15 protein-coding genes are annotated in these 15,921 nt (G+C 66.1%); 6 read left to right on the top strand and 9 right to left on the bottom strand.

Features of this window, described 5'->3' with window-relative positions; genetic code table 11:
• The first annotated feature begins 2 nt into the window (after window positions 1-2).
• Together LFT49_RS04585 and LFT49_RS04580 are read left to right on the top strand one after the other, a co-directional pair.
• The gene (locus LFT49_RS04585; RefSeq protein WP_237429878.1) at window positions 3-1,514 is read left to right on the top strand and encodes a sensor histidine kinase; all 1,512 of its coding nucleotides are present in this window, start codon (window positions 3-5) and stop codon (window positions 1,512-1,514) included.
• A gap of 108 nt (window positions 1,515-1,622) precedes the next feature.
• Window positions 1,623-1,910 carry a WXG100 family type VII secretion target gene (locus LFT49_RS04580; protein WP_236801164.1) on the top strand — a complete coding sequence of 96 codons (288 nt, stop codon included), beginning with the start codon at window positions 1,623-1,625 and terminating at the stop codon, window positions 1,908-1,910.
• Between the two features lie 63 nt (window positions 1,911-1,973).
• Here the strand turns inward: LFT49_RS04580 and LFT49_RS04575 are convergent, their stop codons facing one another.
• Window positions 1,974-3,128, bottom strand: a complete 1,155-nt coding sequence (locus tag LFT49_RS04575; protein WP_237429877.1) for a ribonuclease HI family protein — start codon at window positions 3,126-3,128, stop codon at window positions 1,974-1,976.
• Between the two features lie 269 nt (window positions 3,129-3,397).
• Here LFT49_RS04575 and LFT49_RS04570 point away from each other — a divergent pair, with 269 nt between their 5' ends.
• Entirely contained in the window at window positions 3,398-4,717 is a 1,320-nt protein-coding gene (locus tag LFT49_RS04570) for an ABC transporter substrate-binding protein (protein WP_237429876.1), read from the top strand.
• Between the two features lie 100 nt (window positions 4,718-4,817).
• Here the strand turns inward: LFT49_RS04570 and groL are convergent, their stop codons facing one another.
• From groL to LFT49_RS04545, 5 genes are all read right to left on the bottom strand, one after another.
• Entirely contained in the window at window positions 4,818-6,452 is a 1,635-nt protein-coding gene (gene groL / locus LFT49_RS04565) for a chaperonin GroEL (protein WP_142131065.1), read from the bottom strand.
• Window positions 6,453-6,743: 291 nt separating this feature from the next.
• On the bottom strand, window positions 6,744-8,006 hold the full coding sequence (locus LFT49_RS04560) for an ABC transporter substrate-binding protein (RefSeq protein ID WP_236801161.1): 1,263 nt from the start codon (window positions 8,004-8,006) through the stop codon (window positions 6,744-6,746).
• Between the two features lie 2 nt (window positions 8,007-8,008).
• Window positions 8,009-8,215: a cold-shock protein gene (locus LFT49_RS04555; protein WP_237429875.1), complete on the bottom strand. Its 207-nt coding sequence runs from the start codon at window positions 8,213-8,215 to the stop codon at window positions 8,009-8,011.
• Between the two features lie 66 nt (window positions 8,216-8,281).
• Entirely contained in the window at window positions 8,282-8,917 is a 636-nt protein-coding gene (locus LFT49_RS04550; protein WP_237429874.1) for a LytR C-terminal domain-containing protein, read from the bottom strand.
• A gap of 50 nt (window positions 8,918-8,967) precedes the next feature.
• The gene (locus LFT49_RS04545; protein ID WP_237429873.1) at window positions 8,968-9,297 is read right to left on the bottom strand and encodes a DUF3263 domain-containing protein; all 330 of its coding nucleotides are present in this window, start codon (window positions 9,295-9,297) and stop codon (window positions 8,968-8,970) included.
• 95 nt (window positions 9,298-9,392) lie between these two features.
• Between LFT49_RS04545 and LFT49_RS04540 the strand changes: the two genes are divergently transcribed.
• Both LFT49_RS04540 and LFT49_RS04535 read left to right on the top strand, forming a co-directional pair.
• A complete protein-coding gene (locus LFT49_RS04540) occupies window positions 9,393-10,163 on the top strand; it encodes a uracil-DNA glycosylase (RefSeq protein ID WP_236801156.1) in 771 nt (256 codons plus the stop codon).
• A 14-nt stretch (window positions 10,164-10,177) separates the two neighbouring features.
• Complete coding sequence (locus tag LFT49_RS04535; RefSeq protein ID WP_236801155.1) at window positions 10,178-11,020, top strand: siderophore-interacting protein; 843 nt, start codon at window positions 10,178-10,180, stop codon at window positions 11,018-11,020.
• 49 nt (window positions 11,021-11,069) lie between these two features.
• Here LFT49_RS04535 and LFT49_RS04530 read toward each other — a convergent pair whose 3' ends face one another.
• The 3 genes from LFT49_RS04530 to LFT49_RS04520 all read right to left on the bottom strand — a co-directional run bounded on the left by LFT49_RS04530 (window position 11,070) and on the right by LFT49_RS04520 (window position 15,245).
• Window positions 11,070-12,557, bottom strand: a complete 1,488-nt coding sequence (locus tag LFT49_RS04530) for a threonine/serine ThrE exporter family protein (RefSeq protein WP_237429872.1) — start codon at window positions 12,555-12,557, stop codon at window positions 11,070-11,072.
• Window positions 12,558-12,641: 84 nt separating this feature from the next.
• Window positions 12,642-13,958: a peptidoglycan bridge formation glycyltransferase FemA/FemB family protein gene (locus LFT49_RS04525; RefSeq protein ID WP_237429871.1), complete on the bottom strand. Its 1,317-nt coding sequence runs from the start codon at window positions 13,956-13,958 to the stop codon at window positions 12,642-12,644.
• 153 nt (window positions 13,959-14,111) lie between these two features.
• Window positions 14,112-15,245 (bottom strand): lipid II:glycine glycyltransferase FemX, encoded by a 1,134-nt coding sequence (locus LFT49_RS04520; RefSeq protein WP_237429870.1) that lies wholly within the window; start codon window positions 15,243-15,245, stop codon window positions 14,112-14,114.
• A 120-nt stretch (window positions 15,246-15,365) separates the two neighbouring features.
• On the opposite strand from LFT49_RS04520, the gene LFT49_RS04515 reads away from it, so the two are divergent.
• Window positions 15,366-15,911 (top strand): TspO/MBR family protein, encoded by a 546-nt coding sequence (locus LFT49_RS04515; protein ID WP_237429869.1) that lies wholly within the window; start codon window positions 15,366-15,368, stop codon window positions 15,909-15,911.
• The last annotated feature ends 10 nt before the right edge of the window (window positions 15,912-15,921 follow it).

Here is a 15,921-nt window from a genome sequence, read left to right as displayed (position 1 = left end):
CCTTGCTCAAACGGTGGAAGTCGGCCTCGCTCAGGTCGCAGCTGGTGGCCATGATCATGGCCCTCCTGATCGTGGCCCTGACGGTGACCGGAGCCGTGACGCTGACCCTCCTCCACACCTACCTCCAGGGCCAGGTGGACGACAAACTCAACGCCGCCGTCGACTCTGCCCGGAAACAACGCTCGTTCACCCAGCTGCAGGCACCCAGCCCAATCCCCACTGACTACTCCCTGATGCTTTTCACCCCGGGTGAGCAGCCGTACACCTTCGGCGGGGACCCGGACGACCATCCGGACATCAGCAACATTTCGGTGGAACAGGCCCAGGCGCTCCAGCTGGCTCCCTTCCAGGTCCGCGGGACGGACGGCGAAAACTGGCGGGTGGTGGCGGTGACCGTCCAGAACGGACCCACCACGTCCGTGGTGGTGATCGGGCTGCCCCTGGAGAGCGTCGACGACGTCCTCAAGCATGCCACCCTGGTGGTTACCGGCGTCGGCCTGCTGACCCTGCTGCTCGCCTCGCTCATAGCCAGCTGGACCGTCTCGCGCGCCTTCCGGCCGCTGGCCAGGGTGGAGAAGACAGCCGCCGCCATTGCCGCCGGCGACCTCTCCCGGCGTGTGGAAGTCGAAAACCCTGCCACCGAGCTGGGCCGGCTGAGCAGTTCCCTGAACGCCATGCTGGCACACATCGAGACCGCCTTCGCGGCGCGGACCGCATCGGAGGCCAGGATGCGCCGCTTTGCCGCTGACGCGTCCCACGAGCTGCGCACTCCCCTGGTGACCATCCGTGGATTCTCCGAGCTGTACCGCCACGGTGCCCTGGCGACGGACGAGGACGTGGCCACGGCCATGGGCCGCATCGAAAGCGAAGCCAAGCGCATGGGTTCCATGGTCGAGGACCTGCTGCTGCTGGCCCGCCTGGATGAGCAGCGGCCGCTGCAGCAAAAGCCGGTGGACCTGCAGCTGATTGCCCATGACGCGGTGGTGGACACCCAGGCCAGCGACCGTTCCAGGGCGATTTCGCTCACGGGGCTCGACGGCGGAGCAGCGGCCCCGGCACCGGTCCTTGGTGATGAGGCCAAGCTGCGCCAAGTGGTGGGAAACCTCGTAGGCAATGCCTTGCGCTACACCCCGGAGGGCAGCCCCATCGAACTGGCCGTCGGGGTCCGCCAAACCGACGGCGGAGAACAGTCCATCATCGAAGTACGGGACCACGGGCCGGGCATTTCGGAAGAAGACGCGGCCAAGGTCTTTGAACGCTTCTACCGGGCGGACACTTCCCGGACCAGGGAGACGGGCGGCAGCGGACTGGGCCTTGCCATCGTGGCAGCCATCGTGGGATCCCACGGGGGCACGGTGCGGGTGGAAAAGACCGACGGCGGGGGCGCAACCCTGGTGGTAAGCCTTCCGCGGCGTGCCGACACACCAGGCAGTGACAGCGACGGCGGGCAGGACGCCGCTGACGACAGTGCCGCCCGGGCCGCGGGCAGCGACGGATCGGTTATCCACATATAAGCCGTGACCATGGCTCCCGCCTGGCGCTGCTGCGTAGGCTCGTCACAGCAGCCCGGACCCGCCGGGCGCGGGACCCCTTGGGGACCCGCCGCAGCGAAAGGCACAGCCATGAGCATTATTTCCGTCGACACCGAACTACTGCAGCTGAAGTCGGCCAACGTCCAGGCCACCGTGGACCGGATCAGCGCTGACGTGCAGACCATGAAGCGGGGCCTGGATGAGCTGCAGGGCTCATGGCGGGGTTCCGCGGCCACCAACTTCCAGGCACTCGTCACCGAATGGACCATCACGCAGGGCCGCGTGGAAGCGTCGCTGGCGTCCATCAATGCCGCCCTTGCCTCTGCGGCCGCCACCTACGCGCAGGCGGAGCTGGGGAACACGCAGCGGTTCAGCTGATGCGGCGTCTCACGTGAGGGCGCGGCCCCTCCGCCAGCACAGCCCCCTGCTGGTACTCCGGTTCTAGGCCTCCGGGGTTCCCTGGTGGAACCTCAGCCGCCACCGGCCGCTGTCCAGGACCCACAGCGAGCTGCGGAGCGTCGTGCCGGACCGGGCGAAGCTTCGGTACGTCAGCAGGACCGCGCTGGTGCCGATGCGGTCTGCACCCAGGATTTCAATGTCGGTCCGCTCGCCGGGGTCCTCCTCGAGGGCCATCATCATGGCGTCCCGGGTCCAGACCCTTCCCGAGCTGCCGATCTCCATGAAGTCCGGGTGCAGAAGGACCGCGGTCCGGCCAATGTCCCCCCGCACCAGCGGCCCCAGGAGTTCGCGTTCGAGTTCCTCCACCAGCGCCTCGGGCGGGATGGAGCCGGCCCGCTGCGTTGCCTCGGCCACTTCAAGGGCTTCATCGTCCAGTTCGCTGAACAGGTCCAGTTCATCGAAGGCCGGCACGGGCTCGGGGACGGATCTGCGCTGGTTGGCCCCACCTGCGGGTACACCCGTGCTGGGTGCTGCCGGGCGTGCCGCTGCCCCGCCTGCTGCACCCGGGCGCGCTGATTCCCGGGGTACTGCCGGCGTTTGGGCGGGGGCAGTACCCGGGATGTCCAGGGTGGCCGGCGGGAGGCCCACACCGGAGGGGGCCTGCGCGTGCAGGGCAGGCTCGCGGCCGTTCTGGCCGCGTGAAAGGTCGTGCTGTGCACCCGGGTGGTGTCCGCCGGGGAACCCCGGGCCGGAACGTGCGGCCACGCCCTGCTGGTAAGCCGTGGCCGCGGCCCTGGCCCGCTCGTCGGCGGCCTCATTGAGGTCGTGCCCGGCGTGGCCCTTGACCCACTCGAAGGTGTAGGTACGGCCGGCCAGTTCGCGATCGAGTTCCTTCAGCAGTTCCATGTTCAGGACAGGCTTTCCGTCAGCCTTGCGCCAGCCCTTCCGCTTCCATCCCGGCATCCACTTGGTGATGGAGTTGATGACGTACTGGCTGTCACACAAGATGCGCAGGTCCTCCCCGGGGAGGTGCGCAGTGGCGCGCAAAAGGTCAAGGACAGCCATCAGCTCCCCCTGGTTGTTGGTCCCGTGCGGCCAGCCACCGGCCCGCCAGCAATCGTCATTCACATACCAGGCCCATCCCGCCGGGCCAGGGTTTCCCAAGGCCGAACCGTCAGCCGCTGCAGTAATCGTCACCAACCCATCCTGCCAGAAGCAGCCGGCAATGGGTTGCGGCCGCCTTACTGCAGCCCATTTTGCTGGGGCTGCCGCGGCCTCGGGCTGCGCGTCCCACGCCGGCAGCCTTACGCGCGCAATTTTCGGAAAACGCTTACCGAAAAGCCTTGACGGGGATGTAGACCACGCGAAAGAATCGCACCATAACTCGAGAAAACGGTTTCTGAGGCGCAGCTTCTTCAGCTCGCAAAGCTGCCAGAGCGTGACGGAACCAACCGAAAGGAACATCAATGACGATTCCAGTCGTAAGCCGCCGGAGGTTTCAGCTTGGCGCTGCGGCCGTGGCTCTGTCCATCCTGGCCACGGGCTGCGGTGCCGCCGGCGGCTCGGGCGGTTCAGGCGACAACGGTCAGGTGACCCTGCGGTTCGCCTGGTGGGGCAACGAGTACCTGAACGGACAGACAAACAAGGTCATCGCCGCGTTCGAAGCGTCCCACCCAAACATCAAGATCAAGGCCGAGCCGGGCGAATGGTCCAGCTACTGGGACAAGCTGGCAACCAAGACCGCCGCCAACGATGCGCCCGATGTCATCCAGATGGACCAGAAGTACATTGCCGAATACGGGGGCCGCGGGGCGCTGCTGGACCTGTCCAAGCAGAAAGGCATCGACACGTCCAAGCTGGACAAGGAGGCACTCGCCTCAGGCCAGTACGATGGCGCGCAGTACGGACTGAGCACCGGCCAGAACGCCTACGTCATCATGGCCAACACCAAGGTATTCCAGGCGGCAGGCGTTCCGGTTCCCGACGACAAGACGTGGACGTGGAAGGACTTCATGGACACTGCGGCGAAGATCAGCGCCGCAGGCGACGGAAAGAGCTATGGAGCCGCGTACGGCAGCAACGAGGCCGACCTGATCATCTGGCTCCGCCAGCACGGCGAGAACCTGTACTCGGAGGACGGCAAGCTCGACTTCGAGACCGCCACGGCTGCCTCCTTCTGGGAGCGGCTCAAGGAGCAGCGCGATTCAAAGGCCAGCCCGCCGGCAAACGTAGCGACGGAAGACGCAGGAGCGAGCCTTGAGCAGAGCCTCTTCGGCACCAACCGGGTAGGCATGGCCTGGTGGTGGACCAACCAACTGGGTTCGCTGGAAGCCACCACCGGCAGCAACATCAAGATGCTGCGTGCCCCGAGCGTTGACGGCGCCTCGGCCGAAAACGGCATGTACTACAAGCCCACCATGTTCTGGTCCGCTTCCTCCCGCTCCAAGCATGCCCAGCAGGCAGCCGAATTCATCAACTACCTCACCAACAGCCCCGAAGCCGGCGCCATCCTCATGACGGACAGGGGCGTGCCCACCAACAGCGAAATCGTCGCCGGCATTACGCCCTCACTGAAGCCGGCCGACACCACGGTGGTCAACTTCCTGAAGGACATCGCTCCGGATATCAAGGATGCGCCCCCGGTTCCACCAGTGGGTGCGGGCAGCGTCCAGAACGTCATCAAGCGCTACACGGATGAAGTGTTGTATGACCGCCTCACCCCGCAGGCTGCCGCGGAGGCCTTCAAGAAGGAAGTCCAGGGGATGCTGGATTCGGCCCGGAAGTAGAGCCCCGGACGGGCGCTTCCCCAGGCACAAAAAATGCGGCCCCCTCACCAGGAGGGCGCCGCATTTTTTGTTGGCGGGAGGGGTTCCCCGGCCGGGAGGCTTAGAAGCCGCCCATGCCGCCCATACCGCCCATGTCGTCGCCGCCGGCAGGGGCAGCAGCCTTCTCCGGCTTGTCAGCAACCACTGCTTCGGTGGTCAGGAACAGGCCGGCGATGGAAGCTGCGTTCTGCAGGGCAGAGCGGGTCACCTTGACGGGGTCGTTGACGCCGGCAGCCAGCAGGTCGGTGTACTCACCGGTTGCGGCGTTGAGGCCGTGGCCGGCGGGCAGGCCGCGGACCTTGTCGACAACCACACCCGGCTCCATGCCGGCGTTGAAGGCGATCTGCTTCAGCGGCGCGTCGATGGCAACGCGGACGATGTTGGCGCCGGTTGCTTCGTCACCGGACAGCTGAAGGTTGGCGAATGCCTTGGCACCGGCCTGGATCAGGGCCACGCCGCCACCGGCGACGATGCCTTCCTCAACTGCAGCCTTGGCGTTGCGGACTGCGTCCTCGATGCGGTGCTTGCGCTCCTTGAGTTCAACCTCGGTGGCGGCACCGGCCTTGATGACTGCAACGCCGCCGGCCAGCTTGGCCAGGCGCTCCTGCAGCTTCTCGCGGTCGTAGTCGGAGTCGGAGTTCTCGATCTCGGCGCGGATCTGGGACACGCGGCCTGCGATCTGGTCGGCGTCGCCGGCACCTTCGACGATGGTGGTCTCGTCCTTGGTGACGACAACCTTGCGGGCCTGGCCCAGGAGCTCCAGGCCGGCGTTCTCCAGCTTGAGGCCAACCTCTTCGGAGATGACCTGGCCGCCGGTGAGGACGGCGATATCGGCCAGCTGGGCCTTACGGCGGTCACCGAAGCCCGGGGCCTTGACGGCGACGGACTTGAAGGTGCCGCGGATCTTGTTGACGATCAGGGTGGCCAGTGCCTCGCCCTCGATGTCCTCGGCGATGATCAGCAGCGGCTTGTTGGACTGCATGACCTTTTCCAGGACAGCAACCAGTTCCTTGACGTTGGAGATCTTGGAGTTGACGATCAGGATGTACGGGTCCTCAAGGACCGTTTCCTGGCGCTCTGCGTCGGTGACGAAGTAGGCGGAAATGTAGCCCTTGTCGAAGCGCATGCCTTCGGTGAGCTCGAGCTCCAGGCCGAAGGTGTTGGACTCCTCGACCGTGATGACGCCTTCCTTGCCCACCTTGTCCAGGGCTTCGGCGATGAGGGCACCGATCTCGTCGTCACCGGCGGAGATGGAGGCGGTGGCCGCGATCTCTTCCTTGGTTTCGATTTCCTTGGCGGAGTTCAGCAGTTCGGCGGTGACGGCGTCAACGGCCTTCTCGATGCCGCGCTTGAGGGACAGCGGGTCGGCGCCGGCGGCAACGTTGCGCAGGCCTTCCTTGACCAGTGCCTGGGCCAGGACGGTTGCCGTGGTGGTGCCGTCGCCGGCAACATCGTCAGTCTTCTTGGCAACTTCCTTGACCAGCTCTGCGCCGATCTTCTCGTAGGGATCGTCCAGCTCGATCTCCTTGGCGATGGAAACACCATCGTTGGTGATCGTGGGGGCGCCCCACTTCTTTTCGAGGACGACGTTGCGTCCACGCGGGCCGAGGGTGACCTTAACGGCGTCGGCGAGGGTGTTCAGGCCACGCTCAAGGCCGCGGCGTGCCTCTTCATCAAATGCAATGATCTTGGCCATAACGGCAGTAGTCCTTTCGGGACAGTCGTTAAGAATGAACCTTCGCTGCAGTGCCCGCGACGGACGATCCTTTAACGGCGGCCTCTGTATGCCTCCGCGCAGGGATCTCACTGAAGTGAGGTGTTTCTTTCGCTCCTCGGCCGATGCAGGGCGCCGCCGGCCGGAACCAGGCTTTGCTTTAGCAGTCGGTACGTCAGAGTGCTAACTCAATAATTAGCACTCCCCAGGTTAGAGTGCAAGCGATAAGACGCGCGGACAAGGCGCTGGCCGCAGTGGCTTCGCCCAGGGCGATCAGCCGGAGTGTCCGGCTGTTTCATGCCCGGTGGGGCTGGGGTTGTTGTCCGCCCCATAGGTGAAGACCGAGAAGGCAGCTGTGGTGATGTCCCCGTTGGTGTCGAAGGCAACCGGGCCGGATTCGCCGTCGTAGTTTATGTCCGGGCCGGCGGCGAGGCCGCCAAGGCACTCCTTGTAACTCCGGCAAGGAGCCTGCGGCGTACCCGCCCCGGGGGCAGTTCCGCCCGAGACCGCGATGAGGTTCGCGGCGATGGACCGCCCCGCGTCATCCTGCGCCCGGGCCGCAGCGAGTGCCGCCAACGTCACGGCGTCATAGGTTTCGGCAGCGTAGGAGACGTCCTTCAGGGAGGCGTCCACCGCCAGCAGTTTCCCTTGGAAGGCTGCCGTGGGGAGCTGGCCGGGGACGACGGCGCGGGCGCCTTCGAGGGCCCGCGCCGGCAGACCGGATCCGTAGCGGGCGAAGGCGCCGTCACTGAGGATGAACTTCGAACCGCTGAGGCCGGCGTCGTGGAGCTCTGCCAATGCGCCCTGCGCACCATCCCTGGCCACCAGGACGACGGCGTCCGGAGTGGCTTTCGCAACGGAGCGTGCGGCTTCGGCGGCATCCCCCGGTTTGAAGCCCACCCCGGGCAGGACCTTAAGCCCGGACTGTTGGGCAGCTTCGGTGACCGCGGCGGAGAGGTCCTTGCCGTAGGAACCCTCCTGGTAGAGCACGCTGATGCTGGCGGCCCCGGCGTCCTTTGCGAGCTTGGCCAGCACGGGCCCTTGTGCGACGTCGGCTGCGGCGGTTCGGAAATAGTAGCCTCCGCTGGCGCTCGTCGAGAGGCCGGCAGCAGTGTTGGCCGGGGAGATAAGCGGCACGTGGGCCCGGGACAGGATGTCCACGGCGGCGGTTGCATGGCTGGAGTCCGTGGGCCCGATGGCTATGTCCGCCTTGGCAGCCGCCAGATCCTTGGCCTGGGCTGCAGTGTCCTGGTCCGGGTGCACCGGCAGCAGCTCCACGGGCCGGCCTTTGTGTCCGCCGGCGGCGTTGATGTCCTGGATGGCCGCTTTGGCTGCGGCCAGCTGGGGTGCGTTGAGGAAGGCGTTGTCGCCGGTGTTGTCAAGGATCAAGCCCACCCGCAGAACGCCGTCGCCGGAGGCCTCCGCGGATTCTGTCCTGGCGTTGCCGCCGGTGCCGGCGCAGGCCGTCATGGAAAGGAGGCCTGCCAGGGAAAGGGCGAGTCCTGCCAAGGCACGCGCTGGGGAATGGTGGGGCATCGTCACTGCGCGGGCCGTACGTTTTCCGCCTGGGGGCCCTTTTCGCCCTCGCCGACCTCCAGCTGCACCCGCTGCCCCTCGGCCAGGGCCCGGTAACCCTCCCCCTGGATCGCGGACCAGTGGACAAAAACGTCGTCACCGGAGCCGTCAACGGTGATGAAGCCGTAGCCCTTTTCAGCGTTGAACCATTTCACGGTTCCCAGTGCCATGATGGACAACTCTTTCCGTTGGGGCCCGGCCTCGGGGGCGGGCCGGAGTAGATGGAGGGCTTGCGGCTACCGGTAACCCGGGCCGAGCACCACCACGAGCGGTACCTGGAATTCGGTGCTGTTCACCACAGTGGGGATGTTCAACAGTCCGGCAAGCTCCTGCGCGCTGGCCAGCTGCTGCGGGCCGGCATAGAAGATCACGGAGGACTTCTGCGGGGCGCCGGACCAGTTGCCTACCTGGCCGAGCCGCCAACCGTCAGCCTGGACCGTTCCGCCCACACGGCTGGCCAGTCCTGCGGTGCCGGCAGCGTTGTAAACCGCCACTGCCTGGGTCTTGTCGACGACGGCCTGCTGGGTGGCGGAAGCAGTGGGCTCAGGCTCGCTGCCCTGGGTTGGTACGGCCGAGGCGGACGGCGCCGGGACTGACGCCGGCGCAGACGATGCCTGGGTGGGCGAAGGGGTGGATCCGGTTCCGGCCAGCGGGGCTGATTCAACGGTTGCCGACGCCTGGCTGGCGGTGGTGTTGAAGCCGAGCTTGGGAAGGATCAGGAAGGAGACCAGTCCAATGGCCAGGGCGGCCACGCCCACCGCCAAGATGGGCCACAGCCGTACGCGGGACGGGGCCGAGGCCGTCCGGTGGACACCTTGTCGCGACGCGGTCTCCGGGACCTTGTCGAATTCATCGCGGGCGTATCTGGTCATGGTGGAAGGACATCCTTGTTGATTGCGGCTGTTGTCCCGGCCTGGGGCGTCTAAGCGTCGGATCCCAGGCGCCGGGCAGTGCGTGCACGGTGGCGCGACGTACGTAGTCTACGCAATCTCTTCACCAGCATGGGATCGTGGGCCAGGGCATCCTCGCGGTCGATCAGTGCGTTGAGGAGTTGGTAGTAATGCGTCGCGGAGAGATCGAAGAGTTCGCGGATGGCCTGTTCCTTGGCCCCCGCATACTTCCACCACTGCCGTTCCAGGGCCAGCATCTGCTGTTCGCGCTCGGTAAGCGAGGACTCGCGGAGGGTGAAATCCGCCAGGAGGGACTTCCCTGGATCCTGCTCCGGCAGGTGTTCCCGGGCCGGTTCCGCCACGGCGCACTCCTTCGCTGGTTAGGGTCAATGTCTTACCCCTATGCTACCGGCCGAATAACACGAGTGTCATTTGCGGTGCCTGCAACAATGGAACGATGTTTGAATCGGATGCGCTGTTCGAGCTGCAGCAGGACCCGGCGGAGGCCATCAGCTTTGCGGACCTGGCCCAATTCCCGCTGGCAGAGCTCATGGCTCCGGACTGGGCCGCGGCCCTCCACAGCGTGGAAGGCCAACTCCGGAAGGTGCTCGCATTTTTGGCAGGCGAAGAGGCTTCCGGGCACCAAATCCTCCCACCGCCGTCGAACGTCCTGCGCGCCTTCCGCCAGCCCCTCGCGGGCGTGAAGGTGCTCATCGTCGGGCAGGACCCCTACCCCACGCCGGGACACGCCGTCGGGCTGTCATTCTCCGTTGAGCCGCACGTCCGGCCCCTTCCCCGCAGCCTGGTGAACATCTACCGCGAGCTGGAATCTGACCTGGGCATTCCGCCGCGCGTCCACGGTGACTTGTCGGCATGGACGGAACAGGGCGTGCTGCTCCTGAACCGGGTACTCACGGTCCGGGCTGGGGCGGCGGGTTCCCACCGCGGCAAGGGCTGGGAGGAGATCACGACGGCGGCAGTCACCGCGCTGGCCAACCGCAAGGCTGCGGACGGGTCCAGGATGCCGCTGGTGGCAGTGCTGTGGGGCAAGGAGGCCGAGGGCGTTCGGCCGCTCCTGGCCGGAGCCCCCGCCGTCAGCAGCGCCCACCCCAGTCCGTTGTCTGCCTCGCGCGGGTTCTTTGGCTCCCGGCCGTTCAGCCGCGTCAACCAACTGCTCCGGGAACAGGGTGCGCTGGACGTAACCTGGGAACTGCCGCCGTCGCCCTAGCTTAGGCTTGCCTTATGAGCACTGTCCCTGCCGCCACCAGCGCCACCAAGAAGAGCCGCCCACAGGTCAACCTGAAGGTGCTGCGCAAGGAGCAGCTGTCGCCGCACATGGTCCGGATCGTGGCCGGCGGCGAGGGCTTCAGCGACTTCACCAACAACGGGTTCGTGGACCGGTACGTGAAAATCGTCTTTCCGCAGCCCGGCGTCCAGTACCCCTCTCCCCTTGATCTCTGGGCCATCCGGGAGACCATGCCGCGGGAACAGTGGCCCTTCACGCGCACCTACACGCTGCGCTGGGTTGACCCGGAGGCCCGGGAGCTCGCCATCGACTTTGTAGTCCACGGCGACGAAGGACTGGCAGGTCCTTGGGCGGCCGGGGCCCAGGCCGGTGACCCGCTCACCTTCACCGGTCCCGGCGGCGCCTACAACCCCAACCCGGACGCGGACTGGTACCTGTTTGCCGGTGACGAAGCAGCCCTGCCAGCCATCGCCGCCTGCATTGAGTCACTGCCGGCAGCGGCAACCGGCCTGGCCTTCCTGGAGGTCGGTTCCGAGGCCGACATCCAGTCCATCTCCGCCCCTGCCGGCCTGGCGATCACCTGGCTGCCGCGCAACGGCGTTCCGGCAGGGTCCAGCGATCTGCTGGTGAGGGCCGTGGCCGGGGCCGAGTGGCCGGCAGGCACTGTGGATGTCTTTGCCCACGGCGAGCGCGGGTACATGAAGGCACTGCGCGAGGTGCTCTTCAAGCAGCGGGGCCTGGAGCGCCGGCAGGTGTCCCTTTCGGGGTACTGGGCGCAGGGCCGGGTGGAGGATGTGTTCCAGGCCGAGAAGAAGCTGCCGGTCGGGCAGATTCTGTAGGCCGGATCCAGCCGCGGTGCCGCGTGGGTTAGTGGCGGCACCACCGCGGCTAGCGGCGGCGTGCCCGGCGCCGCTCGTTGCTGGCCAGGCTCCGGGTGAGCGGGCGTGCCAGGACGTCGCCCAGGACGATGCCGCCGGCTGTGCCCAGCACAATGGCACCGGCACTGAGCATGCCTCCGGCGCCGGCCAGGATCTCGGCTTCTTCAACGGTGAGCACGTACATGGAGCGGAAGATCGTGAGGCCCGGCAGCAGGATCAGTGCTGCGGGTACGGCGACCACCAGCTGCGGCGCGCCCATCCGCAGGGCCACCACCCTGGCCAGGAGGCCAATGACGACGGCGGCAATGGCCGGTGAGAACCGGTCGCCAATCCCCAGCAGACCGCAGCCGAGCAGCACCAGGTAACCGGCCACGCCAACGGCCGCCGTGGGCAGCAGCAGCTTCCACGTGGTCTGTTCCGTGACGCCGATGGCCATCACCGCCGCGGCAACGAAGACAACGAGGACCCAGAGATCGTAGGCAGGCGGGAACGTCTGCGTGACGTCGATGCGTTGCAGCCCGGTCAGCTCCCCCACCACGAAGGCAACGGCAATTCCTGCCACGATGGCGCCAAAGGTCAGCAGCGTGGACAGGAACCGTCCTGCCGCCGTCACGGGGAAGCCGTTGATGGCGTCCTGCACAGAGGACACGAGGCGCCCGGTGGGCAGGAGCAGCAGGATGCCGCCCACCACCACGATGGACGGCGATGCGGTTAGCCCGAACTGCCACAGCAGGAGGGCCAGGATGGTGACCACGGAGGAGCAACTGGCGGTGATGAAGAAGTCAGGGACCCGCCAGCGGCCCAGCTGCCTGGCCAGCAGGCTGATGCCGATGTTGGCCACAAACGCGATGATCGAGGACACCGGGCCCCCGCCCAGCACCCCCACGAACACCGCAGCGAAAACACCGAACGCGGCAGTGACCATCCAGCGCGGGTACGGCTTGGGGCTGGTGATGGCCTCGTTGAGCCTGCGGATCGCTTCGTCGCGGCCCACACCGCCGGCCACGATGTCCGTGACCAACTGGTGCACCTTGGCCAGGCCGGCGTAGTTGTTGGTCCAGGAGCGCACCACGCGCAACAGCGCGATGGGGGTCTGGTCCTTGGGCGCGTAGTTGATGCCGACGGACTGGTTGGTGATGTCCACCTCGATGTTCTTCAGCCCCAGGGCGGCCGTAACAGCGATGATGCTGGTTTCCACCTCCAGCGCCCCGGCACCGTAGCGGAACATGGTCTCTGCCAGGTGCAGCGCAAAGTCGAGGGTTTTGCGCGCGGACTGGTCTACGCCGCCCACCTGGATGGTGGGGTTGGCATACGGGCTGCCGGCCAGGCGGTCAACGATGCTCAAGGGGGCCGTAGGCGGATTCTCGCCCTGCACCAAGCGTCGGATCATTCGCCTGGCGGCGGCATCCTGGCGGAGCTGCGCAGGGGTCAGCGGTTGGGTTTTGGGCAGGCCGTCAGTACTAGGCCGGTACCCTGGCTGTTCGGGCCGGTCGTTCATGCCCGCTTCCTCCCTGTGCGCATTGGTTAGTAATGCGCGGTCGCTTGATGATGCGCTGTTTGATAGTGCGCGGTTGGTTGATGGTCAGGCTGCGCGCTTCAGCGGCAGCTTGCCCAGCACGGTGCGGGCAGCTGCAACCGCGGACCGGGCCAGCCGATTGGCGTGGAAGACGGCAGGACGCACCGGCAGGACGAAGTCACCCACCAACTGGACCACTTCCCCACCGAATCCCTTCTTGAATTCGTACCCGCCGTGGCCTTCCTCGTCCTGCCCGGAAATGCCGAAGGTGCCGTAGAAGTTGTAGCGCGGGTATCCCTTCTCCAGCGCGTGCAGCATCATGCCCCAGTAAAGGGAGGTTGCACCGTTGAAGTAGATGTAGTCCTGCACGGTGCCGCCGATGACGCACACTACCTCGTCGCCGTAGCAGACAAAGTGGATGGCGGCCACGGTGGCGGTCCCCACGGAGTCGGGGAACCGTTCGATGTCCTTCAGGCTCCGCTCGTAGCTGTCCACCAGGTCCTGGACCACCTTGAGCCGGTTGGCTTTCTTCTTGCTGCCGGTTTCCTCCACCTCGCGGCGGAGCTCCGCTGCGGTGGCCGATTCCTTGGCCAGGCGCTCTGTGATGGATTTGCGGTAGGCCGGGATGTCGATCTTGGCCATCATCAGCTTGGTGAATTCAGGCGACGTGGTGCGGAGCAGGTGCTCGTAGTAGGCACGTTCACGGTAGACGAAGCCCTTTTCGTCACCGGCGCGGCTCAGGGCGCCGTAGAAATCGTCCAGGGTTTCCAGGGTGGCCTGCTCCAGGAAGACGCCGTTCTTTTCGGCTTTCCGGATGGCTTTCCGGGTCCGGTAGCTGGTGCCCATAATCAGTTCCTCGGCGTCCTGGATGCCCACGAGGTTCTTGATGAACATCCAGTTGACGTTGACGAAGTTCATGTCCAGGCCCTGGTGCTGGAATCCGAGCCGCTCCAGGTCCGCCACCAGCGGGCGGTTGTCCTCGATCTCGGGGTGCTCGGCGCCGTCGGCGTCCCGGGCGATGTACCTGATGTTGGGCGAGATCCGCAGTTCGGCAGCTTTGCGCCCTGCCGCCTGCTTGCGGAGAAGTTCGACGACGGCACCGACCAGGGCCCGGTCTGTGTAGTCCATGAGGGGCCCCTTGGCGCATTCACAGACGGTGTAACCCAGGCGGGTGGTGGTGTAGTTCAGCTTTCCGGCGGCCACAAGCTCGCCGTCGCGCCGGACCCCGAAGAGTTCCACCTTCTGGCCGCGGGCGCGCTGGAAGCGGGCAAAGTCGATCGACTGCAGGAAGCTGTTCTGGGGATGCTTCAGGGCGAAGGCCTCGAAGTCGGCGTCGCTGAGGTTGGCGTATTCAAGCCCGGTAGCGGCGGAAACTGTATTCAAGGGGTGACCTTCTTCTCGACTCTTCGCGGCCTCAATCGGCACGCACTGTATGGAGGGTTTTTAGGCGGAGGAATCTTCAGGCGGATTTTAGTCGCGGCAGGTCGGCCCTGCGGCCGGCAGGGGCGCGCTGGCCGCAGCCCTGGTGGATGCAGCTCAGTAGAACTGCTGCCCGGTGCGCGCGGTTTCGATCCTGCGGAACACCTTTTCGCCGCCACTGACCCAGAACCGGTGCCGGAGCGGGGACAGCACGTAGTCATGGCAGCCCACAAAGTCGGTGACCGTCTTGGTGAAGCTGGTCTTGAACATCCCCATACCGTAGAGGTTGTGGGTCTTGTCCTTGATCCGTGCAGCCGGCGGCGTCCCGCAGAAGTCGTATTCGGTGCAGCCGAGCTCCTGCATCCGCTTGATCGCAGTCCACTGGACCAGGTGCGAGTCCCCGTACTGCTTGCGGTTCTGGATGGAACCACCGTCCTTGTAGGTGGCCTTGGCACCGTAGTTGATGACGAACGCGCCGACGCTGGGCTTCCCGTCCTCATAGGTGAAGAAGAAGTTGCCCTGGCCGCGGTTGCAGAACTCGTCCCAGAACCGTGCGTAGTAGTCGTAGCTGCGGAGGGGCATGGAGCCCTTGGCGTTGACGGTGTTGGCCATCAGGTCGTACAGCGCCCGGTAGGTTTCGGGTCCCTGCTCCTGCCGGACCACCTGGCAGCCCTCCCGCTCGGCACGCCGCACTGCATTCCTGGCACGGGAGGAGATGGCTTTGAACACTTCCTCCTCCGTGCCGGAGATGTCCAGCAGGGCGGTGGAGTCGTTGGACTGGATGTTGGGGGCCTTGACCAGGTTGGCTGCCTGCAGTTCCTGCTGCGCGTCCGTGGAGTCGATGATGTCCGGCTCCACCTTGATGGCGAAGACGTTCAGTTTGCTGCTGCGGACGAAGGCCGCGCACGCTTCGAGGGCGGGCCGCAGGTCAGCCGCGTCCGCCAGGTCGGGACCCTTGATGAGGTACCAAAGCCGTCCCAGGACCGGGAAGCGCTTTTCCAGCACCAGGTTGTAGCTGGGATTTCCGCCGCCTTCCATCACCAGGAAGCGGACTTTCCAGCCACTGCCATTCTTGACTGATGCGTAGGCGGCCGACTGCAGCATGTTGCCGCCGTTCGGGTTGGCCGTGACGTGCTTGTCCCAGTTCTCAATTTCCTCGGCTGTGGCAAAACGTGCGGTGAATTCTCGCAAGGGGGCCGTGTCCAATCGGGTTTGTGCGCGGTTTCGGTACTTCTGGATGCGTGCGGACATGCAGCCTCAAGTCTAAAGCCTGATGCGCTCCCGGCCTTTCCCCGGCCCGCCCGGCACTGCGCCCTGCCGCTTGCCTCCGCTGGCTTGACGGGGCTTGGGGCGTTCAACAAGGGTTGGGGTATGAGGCCGGATGGGGAAGAGACAGCCGCGCCTGCGGGTACCGGCAGGCAGCCGTACAGCGCCGGGGTGCAGGTTGCCGCGCTTGCAGGGTTCCTGGTGGCGTCCCTGGTCGTGGCGGCGCTGGGCGGGCTTGCGTCGGCGGCCAATGTCACCGGCTGGTATGCCACGGCGGACAAGGCTCCCTGGTCCCCGCCGAACGGCGTGTTCGGTCCGGTCTGGACTTTCCTGTACACGGCGATGGCGGTCGCGGCATGGCTGGTATGGCGGAAACGGACCAACCGGACCCGCCCGGCCATGTTCGTGTACGCCCTCCAACTGGTCCTCAACCTCGCCTGGACCCCAGCATTTTTTGCCCTGTACCCCACCCTCGGCACGGCAGCCCTGTGGCTGGGGCTGGTGGTCATCCTTGCCCTGATCGCCGCCGTCGCTGTGACGGTTTTGTACTTCGGTCCGATCAGCCGGACTGCCGGGCTGCTCCTGCTCCCCTACATCTCATGGCTGGTGTTCGCCGCAAGCCTGAACTGGTGGGCGGCAGCGCACAACTAGGAGGTCGCTG

Source organism: Arthrobacter sp. FW306-06-A, assembly GCF_021870055.1.
Classification (GTDB): Bacteria; Actinomycetota; Actinomycetes; order Actinomycetales; family Micrococcaceae; genus Arthrobacter.
The sequence above is the reverse complement of the archived record's forward strand: the minus strand, read 5'-3'. Positions and strand labels throughout refer to the sequence as shown.

What these genes read in the sequence shown, in the direction of transcription:
- LFT49_RS04540 (WP_236801156.1), top strand. Translation starts at nt 9,393, where the DNA reads ATGTTTGAATCGGATGCGCTGTTCGAGCTGCAGCAGGACCCGGCGGAG.
- LFT49_RS04515 (WP_237429869.1), top strand. Translation starts at nt 15,366, where the DNA reads ATGAGGCCGGATGGGGAAGAGACAGCCGCGCCTGCGGGTACCGGCAGG.
- LFT49_RS04530 (WP_237429872.1), bottom strand. Translation starts at nt 12,557, where the DNA reads ATGAACGACCGGCCCGAACAGCCAGGGTACCGGCCTAGTACTGACGGC.
- LFT49_RS04555 (WP_237429875.1), bottom strand. Translation starts at nt 8,215, where the DNA reads ATGGCACTGGGAACCGTGAAATGGTTCAACGCTGAAAAGGGCTACGGC.
- groL (WP_142131065.1), bottom strand. Translation starts at nt 6,452, where the DNA reads ATGGCCAAGATCATTGCATTTGATGAAGAGGCACGCCGCGGCCTTGAG.
- LFT49_RS04520 (WP_237429870.1), bottom strand. Translation starts at nt 15,245, where the DNA reads ATGTCCGCACGCATCCAGAAGTACCGAAACCGCGCACAAACCCGATTG.
- LFT49_RS04535 (WP_236801155.1), top strand. Translation starts at nt 10,178, where the DNA reads ATGAGCACTGTCCCTGCCGCCACCAGCGCCACCAAGAAGAGCCGCCCA.
- LFT49_RS04570 (WP_237429876.1), top strand. Translation starts at nt 3,398, where the DNA reads ATGACGATTCCAGTCGTAAGCCGCCGGAGGTTTCAGCTTGGCGCTGCG.
- LFT49_RS04580 (WP_236801164.1), top strand. Translation starts at nt 1,623, where the DNA reads ATGAGCATTATTTCCGTCGACACCGAACTACTGCAGCTGAAGTCGGCC.
- LFT49_RS04550 (WP_237429874.1), bottom strand. Translation starts at nt 8,917, where the DNA reads ATGACCAGATACGCCCGCGATGAATTCGACAAGGTCCCGGAGACCGCG.
- LFT49_RS04560 (WP_236801161.1), bottom strand. Translation starts at nt 8,006, where the DNA reads ATGCCCCACCATTCCCCAGCGCGTGCCTTGGCAGGACTCGCCCTTTCC.